The sequence below is a fragment of the Chitinophaga ginsengisoli genome, from assembly GCF_003014595.1.
In the GTDB taxonomy this organism is placed as follows: domain Bacteria; phylum Bacteroidota; class Bacteroidia; order Chitinophagales; family Chitinophagaceae; genus Chitinophaga; species Chitinophaga ginsengisoli.
The window spans coordinates 21,323-39,265 of record NZ_PYGK01000023.1; the positions used below are offsets into that span (position 1 = coordinate 21,323).

Annotated in this window: 18 protein-coding genes; 15 read left to right on the top strand and 3 right to left on the bottom strand. The window is 44.5% G+C overall.

Annotated features, from left to right (window positions below; genetic code table 11):
* Positions 1-32: 32 nt before the first annotated feature.
* Positions 33-833, top strand: coding sequence for an alpha/beta fold hydrolase (locus CLV42_RS31925; RefSeq protein WP_106606009.1), 801 nt, complete (start codon positions 33-35; stop codon positions 831-833).
* 225 nt (positions 834-1,058) lie between these two features.
* A complete protein-coding gene (locus tag CLV42_RS34515) occupies positions 1,059-1,178 on the top strand; it encodes a DUF6717 family protein (RefSeq protein ID WP_317048025.1) in 120 nt (39 codons plus the stop codon).
* 21 nt (positions 1,179-1,199) lie between these two features.
* Here CLV42_RS34515 and CLV42_RS31930 read toward each other — a convergent pair whose 3' ends face one another.
* Positions 1,200-2,291 carry an amidohydrolase family protein gene (locus CLV42_RS31930; RefSeq protein ID WP_106606010.1) on the bottom strand — a complete coding sequence of 364 codons (1,092 nt, stop codon included), beginning with the start codon at positions 2,289-2,291 and terminating at the stop codon, positions 1,200-1,202.
* 457 nt (positions 2,292-2,748) lie between these two features.
* On the opposite strand from CLV42_RS31930, the gene CLV42_RS31935 reads away from it, so the two are divergent.
* Complete coding sequence (locus CLV42_RS31935) at positions 2,749-3,495, top strand: hypothetical protein (RefSeq protein ID WP_106606011.1); 747 nt, start codon at positions 2,749-2,751, stop codon at positions 3,493-3,495.
* Between the two features lie 21 nt (positions 3,496-3,516).
* A complete protein-coding gene (locus CLV42_RS31940) occupies positions 3,517-4,194 on the top strand; it encodes a DUF1361 domain-containing protein (protein WP_106606012.1) in 678 nt (225 codons plus the stop codon).
* A gap of 154 nt (positions 4,195-4,348) precedes the next feature.
* Here CLV42_RS31940 and CLV42_RS31945 read toward each other — a convergent pair whose 3' ends face one another.
* A complete protein-coding gene (locus CLV42_RS31945; protein ID WP_106606013.1) occupies positions 4,349-5,074 on the bottom strand; it encodes an SDR family oxidoreductase in 726 nt (241 codons plus the stop codon).
* Between the two features lie 181 nt (positions 5,075-5,255).
* Between CLV42_RS31945 and CLV42_RS31950 the strand changes: the two genes are divergently transcribed.
* Positions 5,256-5,477, top strand: coding sequence for a hypothetical protein (locus tag CLV42_RS31950; protein ID WP_106606014.1), 222 nt, complete (start codon positions 5,256-5,258; stop codon positions 5,475-5,477).
* A 10-nt stretch (positions 5,478-5,487) separates the two neighbouring features.
* Here the strand turns inward: CLV42_RS31950 and CLV42_RS31955 are convergent, their stop codons facing one another.
* Positions 5,488-5,958, bottom strand: coding sequence for a DinB family protein (locus CLV42_RS31955; RefSeq protein WP_106606015.1), 471 nt, complete (start codon positions 5,956-5,958; stop codon positions 5,488-5,490).
* Positions 5,959-6,085: 127 nt separating this feature from the next.
* Between CLV42_RS31955 and CLV42_RS31960 the strand changes: the two genes are divergently transcribed.
* The 10 genes from CLV42_RS31960 (at position 6,086) to CLV42_RS32005 (ending at position 17,912) form a co-directional block, all read left to right on the top strand.
* Positions 6,086-6,685 (top strand): RNA polymerase sigma factor, encoded by a 600-nt coding sequence (locus CLV42_RS31960; protein WP_170117725.1) that lies wholly within the window; start codon positions 6,086-6,088, stop codon positions 6,683-6,685.
* Positions 6,686-6,740: 55 nt separating this feature from the next.
* Positions 6,741-7,703, top strand: coding sequence for a FecR family protein (locus tag CLV42_RS31965; RefSeq protein WP_106606017.1), 963 nt, complete (start codon positions 6,741-6,743; stop codon positions 7,701-7,703).
* 141 nt (positions 7,704-7,844) lie between these two features.
* The gene (locus CLV42_RS31970) at positions 7,845-11,060 is read left to right on the top strand and encodes a TonB-dependent receptor domain-containing protein (RefSeq protein WP_211303571.1); all 3,216 of its coding nucleotides are present in this window, start codon (positions 7,845-7,847) and stop codon (positions 11,058-11,060) included.
* A gap of 10 nt (positions 11,061-11,070) precedes the next feature.
* Positions 11,071-12,492, top strand: a complete 1,422-nt coding sequence (locus tag CLV42_RS31975; protein WP_146154540.1) for a tetratricopeptide repeat protein — start codon at positions 11,071-11,073, stop codon at positions 12,490-12,492.
* 4 nt (positions 12,493-12,496) lie between these two features.
* Positions 12,497-13,849 (top strand): alkaline phosphatase family protein, encoded by a 1,353-nt coding sequence (locus CLV42_RS31980; RefSeq protein ID WP_106606019.1) that lies wholly within the window; start codon positions 12,497-12,499, stop codon positions 13,847-13,849.
* A 169-nt stretch (positions 13,850-14,018) separates the two neighbouring features.
* Entirely contained in the window at positions 14,019-14,645 is a 627-nt protein-coding gene (locus CLV42_RS31985; protein ID WP_106606020.1) for a hypothetical protein, read from the top strand.
* 20 nt (positions 14,646-14,665) lie between these two features.
* Positions 14,666-15,010, top strand: a complete 345-nt coding sequence (locus CLV42_RS31990) for a hypothetical protein (protein ID WP_146154541.1) — start codon at positions 14,666-14,668, stop codon at positions 15,008-15,010.
* Between the two features lie 22 nt (positions 15,011-15,032).
* Complete coding sequence (locus tag CLV42_RS31995; RefSeq protein WP_106606022.1) at positions 15,033-15,905, top strand: outer membrane protein; 873 nt, start codon at positions 15,033-15,035, stop codon at positions 15,903-15,905.
* 5 nt (positions 15,906-15,910) lie between these two features.
* Positions 15,911-16,585, top strand: coding sequence for a response regulator transcription factor (locus tag CLV42_RS32000; RefSeq protein WP_106606023.1), 675 nt, complete (start codon positions 15,911-15,913; stop codon positions 16,583-16,585).
* A 7-nt stretch (positions 16,586-16,592) separates the two neighbouring features.
* Entirely contained in the window at positions 16,593-17,912 is a 1,320-nt protein-coding gene (locus CLV42_RS32005; RefSeq protein WP_106606024.1) for a sensor histidine kinase, read from the top strand.
* Positions 17,913-17,943: the final 31 nt, after the last annotated feature.

Consider the following 17,943-nt stretch of genomic DNA (forward strand, 5'->3'; position numbering starts at 1 on the left):
CCGGGATAAATTTGCCTTCAAAAATAAACATTATGAAAATAAGAAAAATCAGGCTGGCACTACTCCTGTTAGCATCCGTTTTTGTATTTACGGATACCTACGCACAATCTACTTCGTCCAAACATCCTGTATATGTGCTGGTGCATGGTGCCTGGCATGGTGGCTGGTGCTGGCAGCGGGTGAGCAACCTGCTTAGAGAACACGGTGATATTGTTTATACGCCTACACTCAGCGGACTGGGAGAGCATAAAAACATACTGAGTCCCGCCGTCAACCTGGAAACGCATATCTCAGATATCGTCAACCTGATAGAAATGGAAGATCTTCATAATGTGATACTTGTAGGTCATAGCTATGCGGGTACAGTGATTGCCGGTGTTGCAGACAGGATTCCGGAGCGATTGAGTAAACTGGTATTCCTGGATGCCATATTACCGGAGAACGGGCAAAGCGCATTCTCTATTCAACCTAAAGCAGTACAGGATGCCATGGCTAAAGCCGCAGAAAAAGACGACGGACTGACGCTTCCGGCATGGTCTGCTGAGACATTCGGTGTAAGCAATCCGACAGATATCAGTTGGGTGAATGCACGACTGGCAGGTCAGCCTTTCAGGACATTTACACAGCCACTGGTGTTGCAACATCCTTACGGCAATCATCTTCCCTTGATCTATATCGCCTGTACCGTAAAAATGCTGCCGGCGATAGTTCCTTTTGCGGAAAAGACAAAAAACAGTAAGGATTGGCAATATTATGCACTGGCGACAGGGCATGATGCGATGATCACAGAACCGGGGAAAACGGCGGCTTTGCTGGAATCGTTTGCGAAATGACGGGGTTAAGCTATACATACAATGCTTTGATACCTGTTTGATACCTCTTATCCTCCCTTAATCCTCCCTTCGAAAGGGAGGATTAAGGGAGGATAAGAGGTATCAAACAGGTATCAAGCAGGGAAAAGAGCACTCTTTCAAGTCGGGTTACAAGACCTTCCCATATGATATGAAATTGTCATACATATAACTGCATTATCTTTGCATCCTTTTAAACTCCAAAACATGAGACACACATTCAGATTTTACAAAACTTCATCAAACAGATGGTATATTGATCTTCCCGGTTGGGAAGGTGGTATTGGCGAGCTGGAAATGGTGGACGGTGATAAAGTATGGGGCTGATTTCTCAGCCCCATTACCGTATTATTCAAACAAGCGCTTATCTATCCCCGGAATGATCTTCAATGCGTTCTGATAATACACCTTCCTCAATATATCATCCGGCAATGCCATACCATACATCCGCCAGAAGGCATGGTATTTTTTGTGGTAAGGAAAGTATTCATCTGCTGTTTCGAGCACACGGAAATAGGTAGTATATTCTTCCGGCTGCCAGGAATCCTTACCGAAAAGGATCCTGTTCTGATACTTCTCAAAGAACTGTCTTGCCGCTCTCGGCTGTCGTCCCAGTTCAGCAATCACTGCTCCGAATTCAACATACATATTCGGTATCTCGTCCATCAACTGCGATAAATGCGCCAGATCGCTCCCATACCAGCCAAAGTGGGCGTTTATGAAGGTCGTACCCGGATGTTTCTTAAACATCCGGTGTTGCTCTTCAATAATCTGCTCCCAGGGCGCGGGATCCGTATCACTACGCTTGCGTCCCGGATGAGTGATCAATTCCAGCCAGCGTTCGTTGTTATAATCTGCTGGTTGCCAGAATTGTTTCGGATCAGCCGCATGTATCAGTACAGGGATCTTCAGTTTACCGCATTGGTCCCATATAGCATCCAGGCGGGGATCATCAATAGCGACCCGCTTGCCTTTATTATCACGTACACTAAGCCCCAGGTTCTTAAATACCTTCAGGCCGTTTGCACCATTCTTCACATCTTCCGTCAGCTGACGAACTGCTTTCTCTGTCCATCCCTCCTCTCCTATGCCGCTGAAATCAATATTCGCAAAAATGATGAACCGGTTAGGCGCCTTACTCTTCACATTATCTGTCTGCGCTTTCAGCCCGCTGCCGTTACCTCCACTAAGGTTCACCATTACTTTCATATTCAGGGCATCCATATCCTGTAGCAGGTCCCGCAGGTTTCCCGATGACAAACCGTTCTGGTGATTATGTACATCTATGAAAGGGAACTTCGCCCTTGTCAGCTTATGTTCCGGTACTACCAGGGAGGAAGGCGGATCGTATTTTTCAAAATCAATGGTGGGTCTTTCCTGGCCATAACACATAGAACTGGTACATATTAAGGCACAGGCGACAATAGACAGTTTACGCATATGTTGTAGAGTAGTTTAATCTAATTTATAAAAAGATCAGAAGTATGAAAAGGTAAGCTTTATGAGCGGTAAGTGGAGGGGAAAAATATTTTGTTTAAAGTTAAAATTATTCATTTACTTTGTTATTCAAAGTGCTTTAAAATCACTTTATACGGATGAAGAAATGGCAGTCCGCATGTATTGCAACCTGTTAACAGCGATGCGGTTAACTGCATATCTTTCTGTTTGCCTATTGCCGGTAGCTTCTCCATCAGGGAGTATATAGTGGTACCTGGACCCGATGTTATCCGCAACATCTAAACACTTTCAATAACCCGGTTCATTGGATCGTGACAGGCACAATGCTGATAGTCCGATCAGGGCATTGTCCTGCCATTTTTTTGGGCTTACACTTTGAAATACAAAGCATATTTAAAGAACAATATCGACCTGTACTAACTATGATAAAACATGACATATGAAGACAAGTAATCAGTGGATTCTGTACTTTAAGGAAAACGCAAAAAGGCAACGTATTGACTGGTCTTTGAAAGCAGAGATTTCTGAAAAGGAAATTGCAGCAATATTAAGTTCCCTTCAGGCCTGGCAACTGGGAGAGACATCAGACGGGAGACATTTACTGAAGGCAGTGACCAGGTATGCCAACCAGATCAATGATCTGGCTTATATTGAAGCTACCGCCCTGTTCATAAAGGAAGAACAGAAACATGGCAACAACCTGGGCATATACCTCGATAGAATAGGTAAACCAAGGATCAAAGCGGATCTCGGAGATACACTTTTTAGAAAAGTAAGGTATTTCAATGCTAATATGGAAATATGGACGCTGACAGTTACTGTTGTAGAAAGTACTGCTCAGATATTCTATCAATCCATGAAGGATGCAAGCAACTGTAAATTACTCAAGCAGATCTGTACCGATATACTTATCGATGAAGCACCTCATATTGAGTTTCAGACAGAGCGCCTTTCTATCATCTACAACAACAAGACCGCTTTAGGGAAAGCCATCTCCATTAAGGCATATTATCTATTCTACTTCTCTACCGCATGCGTAGTATGGATGGCCCACAAAAAGTTATTCAAAGCGGGCGGTAATACGTTCAGGAAATATATGATCAAGATGAGATACAAGTACAACAGAATTATCAATCGTGTAACGGCAAACAGCGCTGCATTTAACAACAATGCTATTGCACACTAGGGATTAAACAATAATACCAATATGTTAAAGAAGATTTCCTCTCTCGAAAGAATGCTGCTGGTTTCCGTGTCCTTTACCATGCTGTTGTTGTTCACCAGGTTCGTTTATACAAAAGAACTGGCGTACTGTTTTTATGTCTGGAATACCTTCCTGGCGGTATTGCCTTTATTATTCAGCCGGTTCCTGATCCGTCTGAACCGGTTTAATCTCAGGGCCATACTGTTATTAGGCTGCTGGCTGGCATTCTTCCCCAATGCTCCTTACATGATAACAGATCTTTTCCACTATACAGAAAAACCTCCGGTTCCCAAATGGTTTGATCTGTTGCTGGTAACATCTGCAGCATGGAACGGTCTTTTATTGGGGATCGTATCGCTCATGCAGATAGAACAGTTTTTGGCCAGGTACCTGAAGGAAAGATGGGTAAAGATCACCGTGATGATAAGCTTTATGTTATGCGGCTACGGCGTCTATGTTGGCAGGTATCTGCGTTTTAACAGCTGGGATGCTGTTACCGAACCGCAAAAGCTTTTGTATACCTTCTCCCTGCATATTCTCAGGCCACAGGAACACATCATGATGTGGGCATTCACCTTTCTGTTTGGAACTATGTTTGGCATTACCTATTTCACGCTGAAACAATTGTCCGCTGTGACCACACGTCCGGGGATTGTCACCATTCCGTTTTCCCGGGGTTGAAGCCATTCCGTATCTCCGGGATTGTCACCACGCGCTACAAACAACGGGATTCCTGACGGAGTCCTATTGTGATTTATTGATGGCATTTGCTATAAACACAGCATCCGATAAAACATAAATAAGCCCGTCAGGAACATCCTTGTGCTATGGGTCCTCAGCTTGGATTCATCCTGTTAAAAGCGCTAGTCAACTCTTCAGGATTAGCTTTTGACATAGCCTCACTAAATCCGAAAGTCAGTTCTGTTTTACCTTCTTTCAGCTGTTTAAATACTGCTTCTATAAAATCGCTAACCGGAGGCGCAGCATCGTGCAGACCCTTTCCACCAAGGTCGGTATTCAATGCAGGCGGTATCACTTCGATCACTTCTATACCTTTTGCTTTGAGCAGGTATTGTGATGAACGTGTGAATGAGTGGAAGAATGCCTTGGTAGCACTGTAAACGGGAACTTTAGTTAATGGTACAAAAGACAGTCCTGAGGTAACATTCATGATTGCATTCAGTGATTTCAGATTGATGAAAAGCGCTGTTAAATGTACCGGAGCTTCAATGTTCGTAGCTATCTCATTTTTTGCAAGCTGATAAAAATCCGCATCTGTGATGTTCGTCCAGTTCTGGATACCGGCATTATTCACCAGTACGTTCAGATCACTGTGATGGGTGGATATCCAGTTATACAGCTCTTCCCGTCCGGCTTCCGCAGATAAATCGCATACTTTGGTAATAATGGATGGATATTTATCTGAAATTTCTTTCAACGCAGCTTCACGTCTGCCACAGATCAACACGGTATTGCCTTCCTGTAGAAATCTTTCTGCAAGTCCCAGTCCGATACCGCTGGCACCGCCGGTAATTAAAATTTTATTTCCTGTTAGTTTCATGAATTCATCTGTTTACGTTGAATAATAGTCAAAATTAAGAAGGAGCCATGTTATAGCCATTACGAACATCAAACCATCATTTGCAAAATTCAAACAACCCATATTAATTACCTAAGGAAACCCGGGAAACCTGTTCATGCATTGGCATGATTTTGTTGCGGGGGATAGTAAATGAACTTTTATGATACAGGAAAATCCAAAAGATAAAGACGTTAAAAAGGAAAAGGAAGATTCCAACATACAACCAGACCCGGAAACACTTGGACCAAACCCCGAGGAGCATATGAAAGGGCCTGTATCTTCTATTGTCAGAAAGATTGGAGAGGAAGCAGGGGAAAACGATGAAAAAGATAATCCTGAAAAAGTAAAAAAGGAAAAACAGGAAGAAGAAGAGAATGATTAAGGTCGTACAGCTAATTGCCGGCCTTAATTAACTTTTTCAGGATCACGATCTGCCCCAGGTGATAATGTAAATGCTCCACCATCCCGTGCAGGCTTTTATAGATAGCTGAGTGGTCTGGCAGGATTGGTTCCTCAAGTCTGTTTTCATCCACCGTTCTAATCGCGTTGGCCAGTTCATATGTAGATGTAACCAACTCATTCTTCAGATTTGTCCAGTCCTGCTCACTTGTTAAGTTGGGAACATCGAATCCATTGACATCAGGTATATTTACCTTGATACCATTTATCCGTTGTATCATTACCCGGTTCCAATAAATAAGATGATTTACGAGGGAGGCAATTGTATTAGGCGAAGCCTTTGTTTTCAAAGTAGCTTCCTGTACTGTTACGTCCTTCAGGCTATCCATTACATTTATGTCAGTCCAGTTCTCTCCTTCAAGCGTATCAAGCAGGTGTGTGGATATTTGTGTAAGAATATTCATAGCAGTAACGTTGTTACATAAAGATAGCTGATATTATTTTACCAGCATCCGGTACTTTTATAAGCTCCTCTCTTCCGGTGCCGGAATATTAATATTGAGTTTACATCCAGGTATTATGTTTGTACCAATGGAAAAGCTTTCAGACAACAGGCTGATGGAGTTGGTCAGAGAGGGGAACAATCATGCATTTACTGCATTGATCAACCGTTACTGGGAGCAACTATACAGGCATATTTATGCCAGGCTCCGTCATGAGGAAGATACCAAAGATATCTTACAGGAGATCTTTATCTCCGTTTGGAAGAACAGGGACACCATAATAATTGAAGAAGAAAATGGTATAAAAAATTACCTGTTCCAGGCAGCGCGTTATCGTGTTATCAACCACTTCGGAAGGCCACAGGCAATTATTTACAATGAAGAAATACTGAGTGATTTCCTTTCAGGGCAATATACTACATCTTCGCATGAACTGCTGGTAGTAAAGGAAATGGAAGAAAAGGTACATGCGGCATTAGACCAGATGCCGGAAAGACTACATCTCCCCTATCGCCTGAGCAGGTATCAGCATCTCAGTAACCGGGAAATTGCGGCCAGGCTATCTGTATCAGAACAGACAGTTAAAAACAATATATCTACTACGTTACGCATTCTCCGTAGCTACATGCATACACAAAATGAAATACCTGTTGTATTGCTGATCACGATCCTTTCTTTTCCTTCATAATTCCTTAACATAGAATATCAGTACCACCATATCGCAACGGGGATATATATGGTGTATGGATAAAAAACAGTTAGCAACGGCCACCCTCAAAGCCGTATTAAATAAATATATACAAGGCACCGCTACACCTGCCGAAATACAACAGGTAGAGCAGTGGTATGCTTCCTTTACAGAGGAAGGTATACTACTGGACCCGCATGAAAAGGAACGTTTACACCAGCAGATCCTGTCGGGTGTTATTCAGCATATACAGGCGCCTCCACGCAGACGTACTATATACTGGTGGTCAGCGGCTGCCGTAGTACTCATTGCAGTAACTATTGCCGGACTTTATACTATCAACAGGAAGCAACCACCTATTGCAGCTGCACAACTGATATCTACTCCTGCCGGTGAGCGGAAACAGGTGACTTTATCAGATGGTACTGTGATACATTTGAATGCAGCTACTGCACTGACCATTCCCGGCGACTTTGGATCGACCGAACGACGTATCATATTGTCCGGCGAGGCTTTTTTTGACGTAGCTCCCGATCCGGCGCATCCCTTTATCATTGAGTCAGAAAACCTGCATACTACCGTACTGGGTACTTCCTTTAATATCAGGGCTTATAAAGGACAACAGGAATATGATATAGCCGTCATATCCGGCAAGGTGAAAGTCGCTGATGCACAAACCAACCGTTCACTCGCAGACTCTCTGACAGCAAACGTGCAACTGGCCTATGACCCACTTACCAGGGAAGCAGTGATCAATCATCTTCCTGAGGGAATAGCCGGCGCATGGCGCAGGAATATCTTCTATTTTAATAACAGTACGCTGGCGGAAATAGGCGCAGAATTACAACGACAGTATAACATTCCAGTCATTGTTAGCGGCGCAGGAAAAGACAAGGGGCATTATAAGATCAGTTTTTCGCGTGAACCATTATCTGAAGTATTAAAAGTCCTTGCCGGCCTTACGGGCATTACTTATAAAATAGCGTCAGACAAGGTGCTTATTCATATAAAAAAATAACACATCATGGAATATAAATAAGGGACAATATGCGAACTAAAAAGCCGGAAGTGTTTGCGGCACTTCCGGCTATGGATTGCGCGCTGATAACAGCGGGCAGCATTTTTAACGGATCTAACACACATTAAAAACATGTCAAAGATGCACAAAATTTTTACAGGTTACTACAACCTGTTCAAAAAGCTTTTTTCACTGAAAATGAGAATTACAAGCTTCCTGTTACTATTTTCATCTGCATTGTCCTTCGCATCCAGCGGGGCGGGACAATCCATGAATGATGTAAAAATCAGTCTGCATATCCAGGGCAGATCTCTGAAAGAGGCCATCAACCTCATCGAACAGCAATCCTCCTTTATCATTGGCTATAACAGGGATAATATACCTGATAGCAACAGGGTTAGCTATTCAGCTACAAACAAGCCTGTCAGCGAGGTATTGTCCGAACTGCTGTCAAAATACCCCGTTATTGCGAAACAGGTGAATGACAAATATATTGTGCTCAATGAAGTGAGCTATGCGCTCAAATTATTGTTGCAGCAGCAGGTAGTCATCACGGGTAAAGTAAGCGGAAAACCTTCTGGAGAAATGCTTCCTGGTGTCAGCATTGGCATAAAAGGCACCACATTGGGTACCATTACCGATGCACAGGGCAACTTCCAGCTACGCTTTCCACAGGATGTAGAAGCGGTGACACTGGTAGTATATTATCTTGGATATAAGAAACAGGAGCTGACCATTCATAAAGCATCCGCAGCCACTCCTTTACATATTGCACTCGAGGCAGACAGACTGGGTCTGGACGAAGTGGTTGTGACCGGTCAGGGACTGGATATCAGCAAAAGAAGGCTCTCTACCAACGTAGTAAGTATCAATACAAAAGAACTGGACGAGGCGCCATCCAATCGCCTTGACCAGCTGCTGCAAAGCAAGTTGCCCAATGCCCAGATCCGTCTTACAGGCGGTCAGGCAGGCGCTACTTCCATCATACGTTCCAGGGGTTTCAACTCTGCCTTTATCAACTCAACGCCTATCATTTATGTAGATGGCGTAAGAATGGACAACCTCAATACGGCTTCAAAGCTTGCAGGCGGAAGCTCAAGCAGTGCTGGTGTCAGCTCTATTTCAGACATTCCGATGGATAACATTGAGCGTATAGAATACATCAACGGAGGCGCTGCCACCACGATGTACGGCTCTGATGCGGCGAACGGTGTGATACAGATCTTCACCAAAAAAGGCGGCGGAGATAAACTAAACATCACTGTAGAATCGCAGATGGGTGTTGAAACCCCCACTGCCGATTTCCTGCACTTCAAACGTACAAAAGAACTGCTGATGCAGAACGGCTTCTATCAGCGGCAGCATCTGTCATTAAATGGCGGAAAAGACAATTTTGGATACAGCTTCGCCGGCAACTACAGCAACAGCGAAGGCGTGCAGATCTTCAACCAGAACAGTAACAGGCGGATTGATTTCAGCAGTGGTTTCCGCGCAGCGCTGGGTAAGAAGGTCAGCTATGAAAGCTCATTGTCCTATGTCAATAATAGCTACAAACGCAACCGTAACGGCGACCAGGGTGGTTATACCGGCCTCTGGTTCGCCGAAGGCGGTGCTTCAGCTATTACAGGTCCCAGGTTCAATCCTAATCTCGATACCTTATCCGAGGCATCCTTTCAGAAGATAAAAGACTTTGTGCATACAGCAGAACGCCTCCAGGACAATAGCATTACTGTCAACAGGTTCAATACTTCACAGGTGTTTAAGTATACCCCTCTGAAAAACCTGGTCTTCAAAGCTACCGGCGGTATTGACTACCGTATACAACGTAACCAGGTGATCACCACCAACAAGTACCTGTCTTTTACTACCAACACTACTGTTACCGATCAGGGAAGCATTTCAAACGCCGATCGTAAATACTTCGGCATCACACTGGAACTGAACGGACAATATGAAGCGAAAGCAGGAGACTTCTCTTTTGTAACTACCGGTGGCTGGCAGTTATTCCGTAATGAAGACCAGCAGATCGTTTATAACGGCAGTAACATCAGGGATGGTTCGCGCACTATTACCAATGCGGCGCTTAAAACCAGTAATGAATATTATCTCCAGGTGGTAAACTATGGCGTATACCTTCAGGAAAATATCGGGTTCAAAAACAAACTATTCGTAGACTTCGGTGTGAGAGGCGACGGCAATCCGGCGTTTGGTGAGAATATCGGTGTGCAGTATTATCCTAAGGCGGGTATTTCCTACGTTCCCAGTGCAGAACCCTGGTTCGATGCCATATCAGCCGTTATATCTTCTGCCAAGATAAGAGGAAGTTATGGTCTGGCAGGTAATCTTCCCAATGCCTTCGCTAATCAGCGCACCATCGCATTCAGCGGATACCTGGGAGAGCAGGCGGCATACTTTGGTCAGCCGGGCAACAATAATCTGAAACCGGAAAAGACACAGACAGCAGAAGGTGCTATGGACCTGGGTTTCGTGAATGACCGTATCCTGTTGACTGCAGGTTATTATCGTGCGCTCACCCGCGACGCATTGTTCTTTGTACCGCCTACACCATCCAGCGGAGAGCTGCAATCACAACTCTATAACGTGGGTAAGATCCTCAACCGTGGATTTGAGTTCAATGTTGTAGTGATCCCAATACAAACAAAAGATATCGACTTACGCCTGAATGCCTCCGTGAATACATTGTATAATACAGTGCTCAGTTCTGGTGGCGTAGCGCCTTTCAATATCAACGGCTTCAGTGCCCGTACCCTTCAGACAGTTGTGCAGGAAGGCAATCCTATCGGGTTCCTGAGAGGAAATTACGGTGTTTTCGGTCCGGATGGTACACTGGCATCGACCAAAGCACAGCAGAACCTTGGCACAACTATTCCTACCCTTTTTGGTAGCCTCGGACTAAACTTCCGGTTTAAACGTTTCGAGTTGTATGCCAATGGCGACTATCAGAAAGGTGCGTATGCAAATTCATTCGACAGGCAGTTCCGTTTCAACTATGGCGCCGGCAATGAGGGTATTCCACAGGCAGAGATCGACAAGAACAAACGTACCAACTGGCTGAACATCACCAACATGTTCACAGAAAAGAATGACTTTATCAAGGTAAGAACGATTGGGGCATCTTATTCCATCAAAGGAGGCTTATTGAACAATAAAGTAAAATCGATGGTGATTGGATTCATGGCGGTGAATCCATTGAATTTCGCGTCATCCAGCTTCGATCCTGAAGCCACCATCAGTGGTGCAGCACAGGGACAAGGCGGGGCTACAACTGGTGGTATCTCCTATGCGACTTATTCATCACCACGTCAATGGCTGGGTTCTTTAAAGCTAAACTTCTAAAATGCTGACAATGAAAAATATCTTTCAATATATCATCATCATATTATTACTGGGCAGTACATCCTGTAATGTGCTTAACCCGAATGTTACCGAAGAAGTATACATCGGTAATCCCGGCGCCACATCCAGCTGGATGAACGGATTGCGCAGACAACTGGGCATTACCATGAACAGCGTAGTGGTGTACGCAGAACTGGTGTCTGACAACTACTTTAACAACCGTACACAGAGCAGTAAAGTATTTGACATTCCGCAGATAGATTACTTTGACCTTGATGTCAATACCGCCCAGGTGCGGGTACAAGGTTTACGCACTATGGCGGAATATGGCTTATCGACAGTATTGCCGCAAGATGCATCATCCAAAGCTGCTGATTCTGCTGAGGTGTACTTCACCCTTGCTTTTGCCCACATCCTGAGCGGAGAGCTGTTTACAGGATTACCGGGAAGCACCGGAGGCGTGGTATTAACACCTAGCCAGCATCTAAACATCGCACTGGAAAACCTTAATAAAGCCATTGCGCTTTTACCTGAAGGCAACAGTGAAAGGGCAGCTTACAGCCTGTTGAAAGCAAGGGTATATTACAGTATGGGAGATGCTGCCAATGCGGCTCAATATGCAACAGCAGCGATGACATCGGCCAGTTTACTCCGCCAGGTAAAATATGATGGTGTAAATAGTGTGAGCAATGATATACAGACCTTCCTGTTCTCTTCTACGAATAATGAATTTGCTCCACTTCCAAGGCTTGATTTCCTAGATCCTAAGTATTATCACATTGGAGTGATCAGTGCAGACCAGAAACCTGTCACTATCGTGAAAGCGGAAGAGGCATGGCTGATACTGGCGGAAACACAGATCTCTGCGAATGCTCTTGATGCCGGCAGACAGACATTAAAAGATCTGCTGTCGCAGGTAGTAGCTAAACGCCCTACTGTACAACTGGACGACAAAAAAGAAACCCGCAATGGCGGTAACAGGACAGATTATCCGCTGAAAGCGGTAAAAGTGAAATTCGATACTACTGACAGCCTGCGCGATGCGTATGTGCTGGACAGGCAGGCCGGCAATATCACCGCCTATACCGTGTCCGGCACTAAGGTTACAAGTGCAGAACTCGATGCAGCCACCACACAGGACCAACTGTTATACCTGCTTTACAGAATGCGCCAGGAAATCTTCATGGCTGAAGGTCGTCGTATGACAGATCTTGGTATCAGGTTCCCGGTATCACAAACAGAACAGCTGAATAATAAGAATGTAAAGGATAGCGATATCAAAGCACAGATCCCTTCTTTCATTCCGCTGAACCGTGGCATGGATGATTTTACATACGATGTTGCCAACGGTGTGGTGACCATGAAGTACGATATGAACAAAGTGCTGATTGCAAACAAACAATCAAAAGAAATTTTCCCATTCATCAACTAAGTATATGAAGAAGATATTGATAGCTGGTTTACTGCTATTTGCTCAAAACACACTGCAGGCACAAACTGCCAGATATGTGGTAATGGTGAGTGTGGATGGATTCCGCCCCGACTTCTACATGGACAAATCCTGGCCTGCTCCCAACATGCAGCAGATGATGGAGAAAGGTATCTATGCGGAAGGTGTAAGAGGTATATTTCCTACAGTCACCTATCCGTCGCATACCACTCTCATTACCGGCGCTATGCCCGGGAAACATGGTATTGTATATAATACGCCCTTTGATCCTAAAGGAGTGTCAGGCAGATGGTTTAAAGAATCAAAAGATATCGAGGTACAGACCATCTGGGAAGCTGCACACAATGCTGGTCTGAAAACAGCGTCAGTATCATGGCCTGTATCAGTAGGTGCACAGATTGACTACAATATACCTGAAACATGGTCAGAAGATACTCCCGGCGACCGCAGGCCGGCGACCAGCAAGGATGCTACGCCTAAAGGGTTGTTTGAGGAGATTCAGGAAAATGCTACTGGTCACCTGGAAGCCAATGATATGGACCTGCGCTACCTGTCTATGAACCAGAACCTTGGTAGAATGACCGCTTATCTGATCAGGAAATACAAACCCAACCTGGTAACGGTACACCTGCCTTGTACTGACGAGGAGCAACATAAGGAAGGCCGCGAAGGACAGGGCGTAAGAAGAGCGGTAGCTGCTGCCGACAGGGCGATAGGCGACATTATGGAAGCCATTGAAAAGGCAGGAATCATGGATAGCACCGTGGTGATCATCACCGGTGATCATGGCTTTGTGGATACACATTCCAGTCTTGCCCCGAACGTATGGCTGGCCAGGAAAGGATTGATTGGCACAACACCTGACAGAGGCAACTGGAAGGCGGCTTTTCATTCATCCGGCGGGTCGGCCTTTCTCCATCTGAAAGATCCCAAAGATGAAAAAACATTACAGCAGGTTAAACAGCTATTGGCTGAACAACCATTATCTGTGAGAAAACTATTCCGTATAATAGACCGCTCTGTAATGGACAGCATACACAGCGATCCTGCGGCGGCCCTGGCAATTACAGGCGTACAGGGTATCTCCTTCAATAACAATGCGGATGGCCCGGAGTTAAGACCTGCCAAAGGAGGTGCACATGGCTATTTTCCTGATTTCAGAGAGATCCGTACAGGTTTCGTGGCGATGGGAGCTGGTCTGAATAAAGGAGCTGTGTTTCCTGAAATAGGGCTGGAAGATGTGGCGCCGCTGATAGCAAAGTTACTGGGGCTGGAACTGAAGCAGGCTGACGGCGTGTTTTATCCTGGTATGTTAATGCCCTCAAAAAAGCAAAACTGACACGCAATAATCAATCAATGTAACGGGGAGGGGATTTGCCCCTCCTTTTTTATTATATATTATCCAGGTTGCCCCCATCCCCCAATAACCCATTTTTCATTTTTTCTTCATGTTGGGCATCTAAGTTTGTATCAACAAGCAATAAATACTAACTTAAAATTGGAAATGTATGAAAACAACACTTTTTGTCATGGCTGCTTTTTTATTTTCAGGCGCTGTATCTGCCCAGAATGCCACTGTAAAAACAACACAATCAGCGACTATCGGGACAAGTTCAGTGAATGGAAAAGCGTCTACACAGACAGCATCCCAGGCTGATATTAAGCCAGGCAATGTAAAAACAGCGGCTGCAGGGACTGCAAACACCTCAACCGGGATCAATGCTAAAAATGGTACAGCGATTGCTTCTGAGGGTAAAACAAACATTTCTGCAGCTAGTGAACATGCAGGGGCATTAAAGAATGGTGCAAGCAGTACCACCAATGCGACTGTTAAAAGCACGCAGCATATTAGCACTGGTGTCAATAGTGAGATTAAACAGACTGCCGTAGGTGCCACCAACGCGACTGTTAAAAGCACACAAAATGTCGCCGCGACTGTCAACAGTGACGTTAAACAAACTGCTGTTGGTACAAAAGCAACTGTAAAATCAGTAGATGCTGGTGTAGCGAATCATACAAAAGCTGTCACTCCCTCATCTATCAAAGTTGCAGGAGCTGTGCATAATAACATAAAGGCACCATCTATCAAACCTGCCGCTCATATTGGGGCAAATATGAAGGTGGGACTGAGGTAACACATTATTAAAATACTGTCGTGAAAATGAACAAAGGGGCTTTATATCGCCATGTAGGAATAACTACTACACTATTAATCATTTCCCTCCATAGTTGGGGTAGTGCAACACTACCCCAACATCCTTACAGGATAATCCCCGTGAATACCGTGCCGCTGGACACTATTCCTGTTAAAAAGCCGGTCGAGACAGAAACAGTAGAACAAAAGCAGGAGCTGCCAGTGGAACCTGTCATTAAAGAGGTGCCCAAGTCCAAAAAACAGCTGAAGCCTATAGCGGTTCCAACGGTTGTGACACCTGTAAAGCCTCCGCAAATCATCAAGCCAAAGATTGTCATCAAAAAAATAGGTGTCCGTGTACCATAACACAGCACTTCAATGAAAAACCATGAAACAGCTATTCTTTTTACTGCCAATATTATTGATCAGTGTTTTTTGCCGGGCGCAGACGGACAGTACATTACAAAAGGACAGTGCGTCTGTTGCTGAAAAATCCACGCTTACTATTGGAACCAGTTATGCCAACAATGCGAACTATTACGGTCAGAAATCAACTGAAAGAATGGCTTATGTAGCAGCAGTAGCGAAATACCAGCATCGTTCGGGCTTCTCACTGACAGGCACAAGCTATCGTTTACTGAACGATCATGATCATACTGTTTCAGCTTACAGCGCGGGAGCAGGCTTTTCTTTCAAGCTGAGTAAACGTCTGTCGGCAGATCTTAGTTATAATTATACTTTTTATCCTAAGCTTTCTCCTTTCCTGCAGGCTGCTAATCCTCATTCAGCAGCTGTCGGCCTGACTCATAGCAGCTGGTTAACAACTACGCTGGGCGTGGATTATGCTTTTGGAAAGACCAATGACTTTTTCTCTACACTGGGTGTGAGTAAACAGATCAATCTCTTTAGCATCACTTCAAAAGATATCGTTACACTCACCCCGTTAATAGATGTAACAGCGGGCACGCAACGGTTTTACACATACTATGTAAAGGAAAAAAGTATCAGGGATAGTTTACTGGGTATTCTTCCTCCTATTCTTGGTACTACTCCGGGAAGCGGAACGGGTAGTACGACCACTACCCAGGCAACTACCAGCTACGATCTTTTATCCTACAACCTTAAACTGCCCCTGGCTTACAACAGGGCCAGCTATATGATAGAGTTCGAATACCAGCTTTCCCTACTTGGGCAAAAGTCCCAATCTGATCCGGGAAAAGCGAACTCATTTTTCACCGCAAGCTTTTACTACCAGTTTTAAATGATATGAAAGTACTGATCATTGAAGACGAAAGAGGCATGGCGCTGGAAATGGAAGATTTCCTTATAAAGGCAGGATACCTTTGCGATCTTGCCTTTACAGCGAAACAGGCAAGACAATTCATGGAGGAAGGTCCTTATGACTTTATTCTCCTTGATCTTGGCTTGCCTGACAAGGACGGGCTATTGGTACTGGAAGATGCCAAGAAGATCTGCCCGGAAGCCTCTTATATCATTCTTACTGCCCGTGGCAAACTGGAAGACCGGATAAGAGGTCTCGATCTGGGAGCAGATGACTATCTCCCCAAGCCTTTTTCCCTGCTGGAATTACAATCGCGTATGCAGGCGATCAGTCGCAGGAAATCAGGACTGAAAGGCAACCTGGTAGAATTGGGCGATTTCACTGTTAACTTAAACACCCGGATGGTGTTGTATGGGGATACAGACATTGACCTGTCAAAAAAAGAGTTTGACCTGCTGAGTTATATGCTGCTGAACAAGAATCGCCCGCTGACGCGTATGCAGCTGAGTGAGCACATCTGGGGAAGCTTTTCAGATGATGATTATGATTCCAATTATATAGATGTACATATAAAAAACATCCGCAAAAAACTAACTGTATATGGACCGGCAGAATGGTTGCAAACCATCAGAGGAGTAGGGTACAAAATTAAACTATAATCATATCGTGAAGCTGCTTACCAAACTTACGCTTACCTCCACCCTGTCGAAGATAGCAACTGTCATGCTCTTTATCATACTGTTGCCTGTACTCATTGACAGGGTCGCTTTTCAAAGCACCAACCGCCTGTTAAAGCAGCAGGCAAAAAAGGTAATGACCAATATACAGACTAACGGTATCGACTATTATTTGCAGGGAGATTCAACGTATGGCAGCTATACCCTGCTCAGGGAAGAATATATTTCCCTGGAACGGGCTAAACACATCTATTCACCGGATACTATTCAGACAGCACAAAGAATTATAGAGGGAGATACTGTCATGTACCGTATCCTTAACCAGGCGTTCGAATATAACGACCAGTTGTATGAGTTGGAAATTGGCAAGACAATTGCATCTATCAGCCAGTATAATGGCCCCTTACAAAGAATTGCTTTATATGTGCTCGGTATGCTCACGATACTGACACTGCTTACGGATATTTCTTTTACACGCATCCTCCTTAAACCACTACAAACAATCATCCAGACTAAACTCATCAATCCTGTCTTTCCCTTCAAGGAGAGCCCGCCTTCCATCCGTACTACGACCATTGACTTCAAATATCTTGACAACTCCCTCATCGCACTGATGAATCGGATAAAGGAAGACTTTGACAGGGAAAGGGAATTCACCTCCAATGCATCTCACGAGCTGATGACGCCCATTGGTATCCTGCAGACCAAGATGGAGAATCTGCTGCTATCAAATGATCTTGAAGAAACAACGATGGAGAAGATCATGGAAATGATGAAGACCCTTAATCGCCTGAAAAAGATCGTTCATTCACTGTTATTGATCTCCAGGATTGAAAATGACCAATATGCCAGGCAGGATAATATTCAGCCGGGCAAAATGATCAGCGAAATCGTACAGGAACTGACACATCGGCTGGAGGATAAAAATATCCGGATGGGCGTTTCCCTGCAGCCGCATATTACCTTGCATAAAATGAATCATGACCTGTTGTTCCAGCTGTTCTACAATCTTATTAACAACGCTATCCGGTATAACAAACCCGATGGAAGTATTGATATCAGTGATACGCTGGCCGCAGATGGCGCTTATACCGTTTCCATCAGGGATACGGGGGTCGGAATTGATCCATCAGATATTGACACAATATTCAACCGTTTCAGAAAAAAGAATACGGTAGATGGTGAAGGCTATGGACTCGGCCTGTCTATTGTAAAAAGCATTGCTGATTATCATAGCATCAAAATAAAGGTGGTTTCGGAAGCAGGTACGGGTACTACTGTTAATGTGATACTCCCTTCAGTAAGCTGATTTTGCTGATTTTATTATCTTTACTTATTAT

Coding starts and splice junctions, on each gene's coding strand:
- CLV42_RS31975 (WP_146154540.1), top strand. CDS start 11,071: ATGAAAAATATCTTTCAATATATCATCATCATATTATTACTGGGCAGT.
- CLV42_RS31945 (WP_106606013.1), bottom strand. CDS start 5,074: ATGAAACTAACAGGAAATAAAATTTTAATTACCGGCGGTGCCAGCGGT.
- CLV42_RS34515 (WP_317048025.1), top strand. CDS start 1,059: ATGAGACACACATTCAGATTTTACAAAACTTCATCAAACAGATGGTAT.
- CLV42_RS31925 (WP_106606009.1), top strand. CDS start 33: ATGAAAATAAGAAAAATCAGGCTGGCACTACTCCTGTTAGCATCCGTT.
- CLV42_RS31940 (WP_106606012.1), top strand. CDS start 3,517: ATGTTAAAGAAGATTTCCTCTCTCGAAAGAATGCTGCTGGTTTCCGTG.
- CLV42_RS31930 (WP_106606010.1), bottom strand. CDS start 2,291: ATGCGTAAACTGTCTATTGTCGCCTGTGCCTTAATATGTACCAGTTCT.
- CLV42_RS31935 (WP_106606011.1), top strand. CDS start 2,749: ATGAAGACAAGTAATCAGTGGATTCTGTACTTTAAGGAAAACGCAAAA.
- CLV42_RS31980 (WP_106606019.1), top strand. CDS start 12,497: ATGAAGAAGATATTGATAGCTGGTTTACTGCTATTTGCTCAAAACACA.
- CLV42_RS31950 (WP_106606014.1), top strand. CDS start 5,256: ATGATACAGGAAAATCCAAAAGATAAAGACGTTAAAAAGGAAAAGGAA.
- CLV42_RS31985 (WP_106606020.1), top strand. CDS start 14,019: ATGAAAACAACACTTTTTGTCATGGCTGCTTTTTTATTTTCAGGCGCT.
- CLV42_RS32000 (WP_106606023.1), top strand. CDS start 15,911: ATGAAAGTACTGATCATTGAAGACGAAAGAGGCATGGCGCTGGAAATG.
- CLV42_RS31965 (WP_106606017.1), top strand. CDS start 6,741: ATGGATAAAAAACAGTTAGCAACGGCCACCCTCAAAGCCGTATTAAAT.
- CLV42_RS31955 (WP_106606015.1), bottom strand. CDS start 5,958: ATGAATATTCTTACACAAATATCCACACACCTGCTTGATACGCTTGAA.
- CLV42_RS31995 (WP_106606022.1), top strand. CDS start 15,033: ATGAAACAGCTATTCTTTTTACTGCCAATATTATTGATCAGTGTTTTT.
- CLV42_RS31960 (WP_170117725.1), top strand. CDS start 6,086: ATGGAAAAGCTTTCAGACAACAGGCTGATGGAGTTGGTCAGAGAGGGG.
- CLV42_RS31970 (WP_211303571.1), top strand. CDS start 7,845: ATGCACAAAATTTTTACAGGTTACTACAACCTGTTCAAAAAGCTTTTT.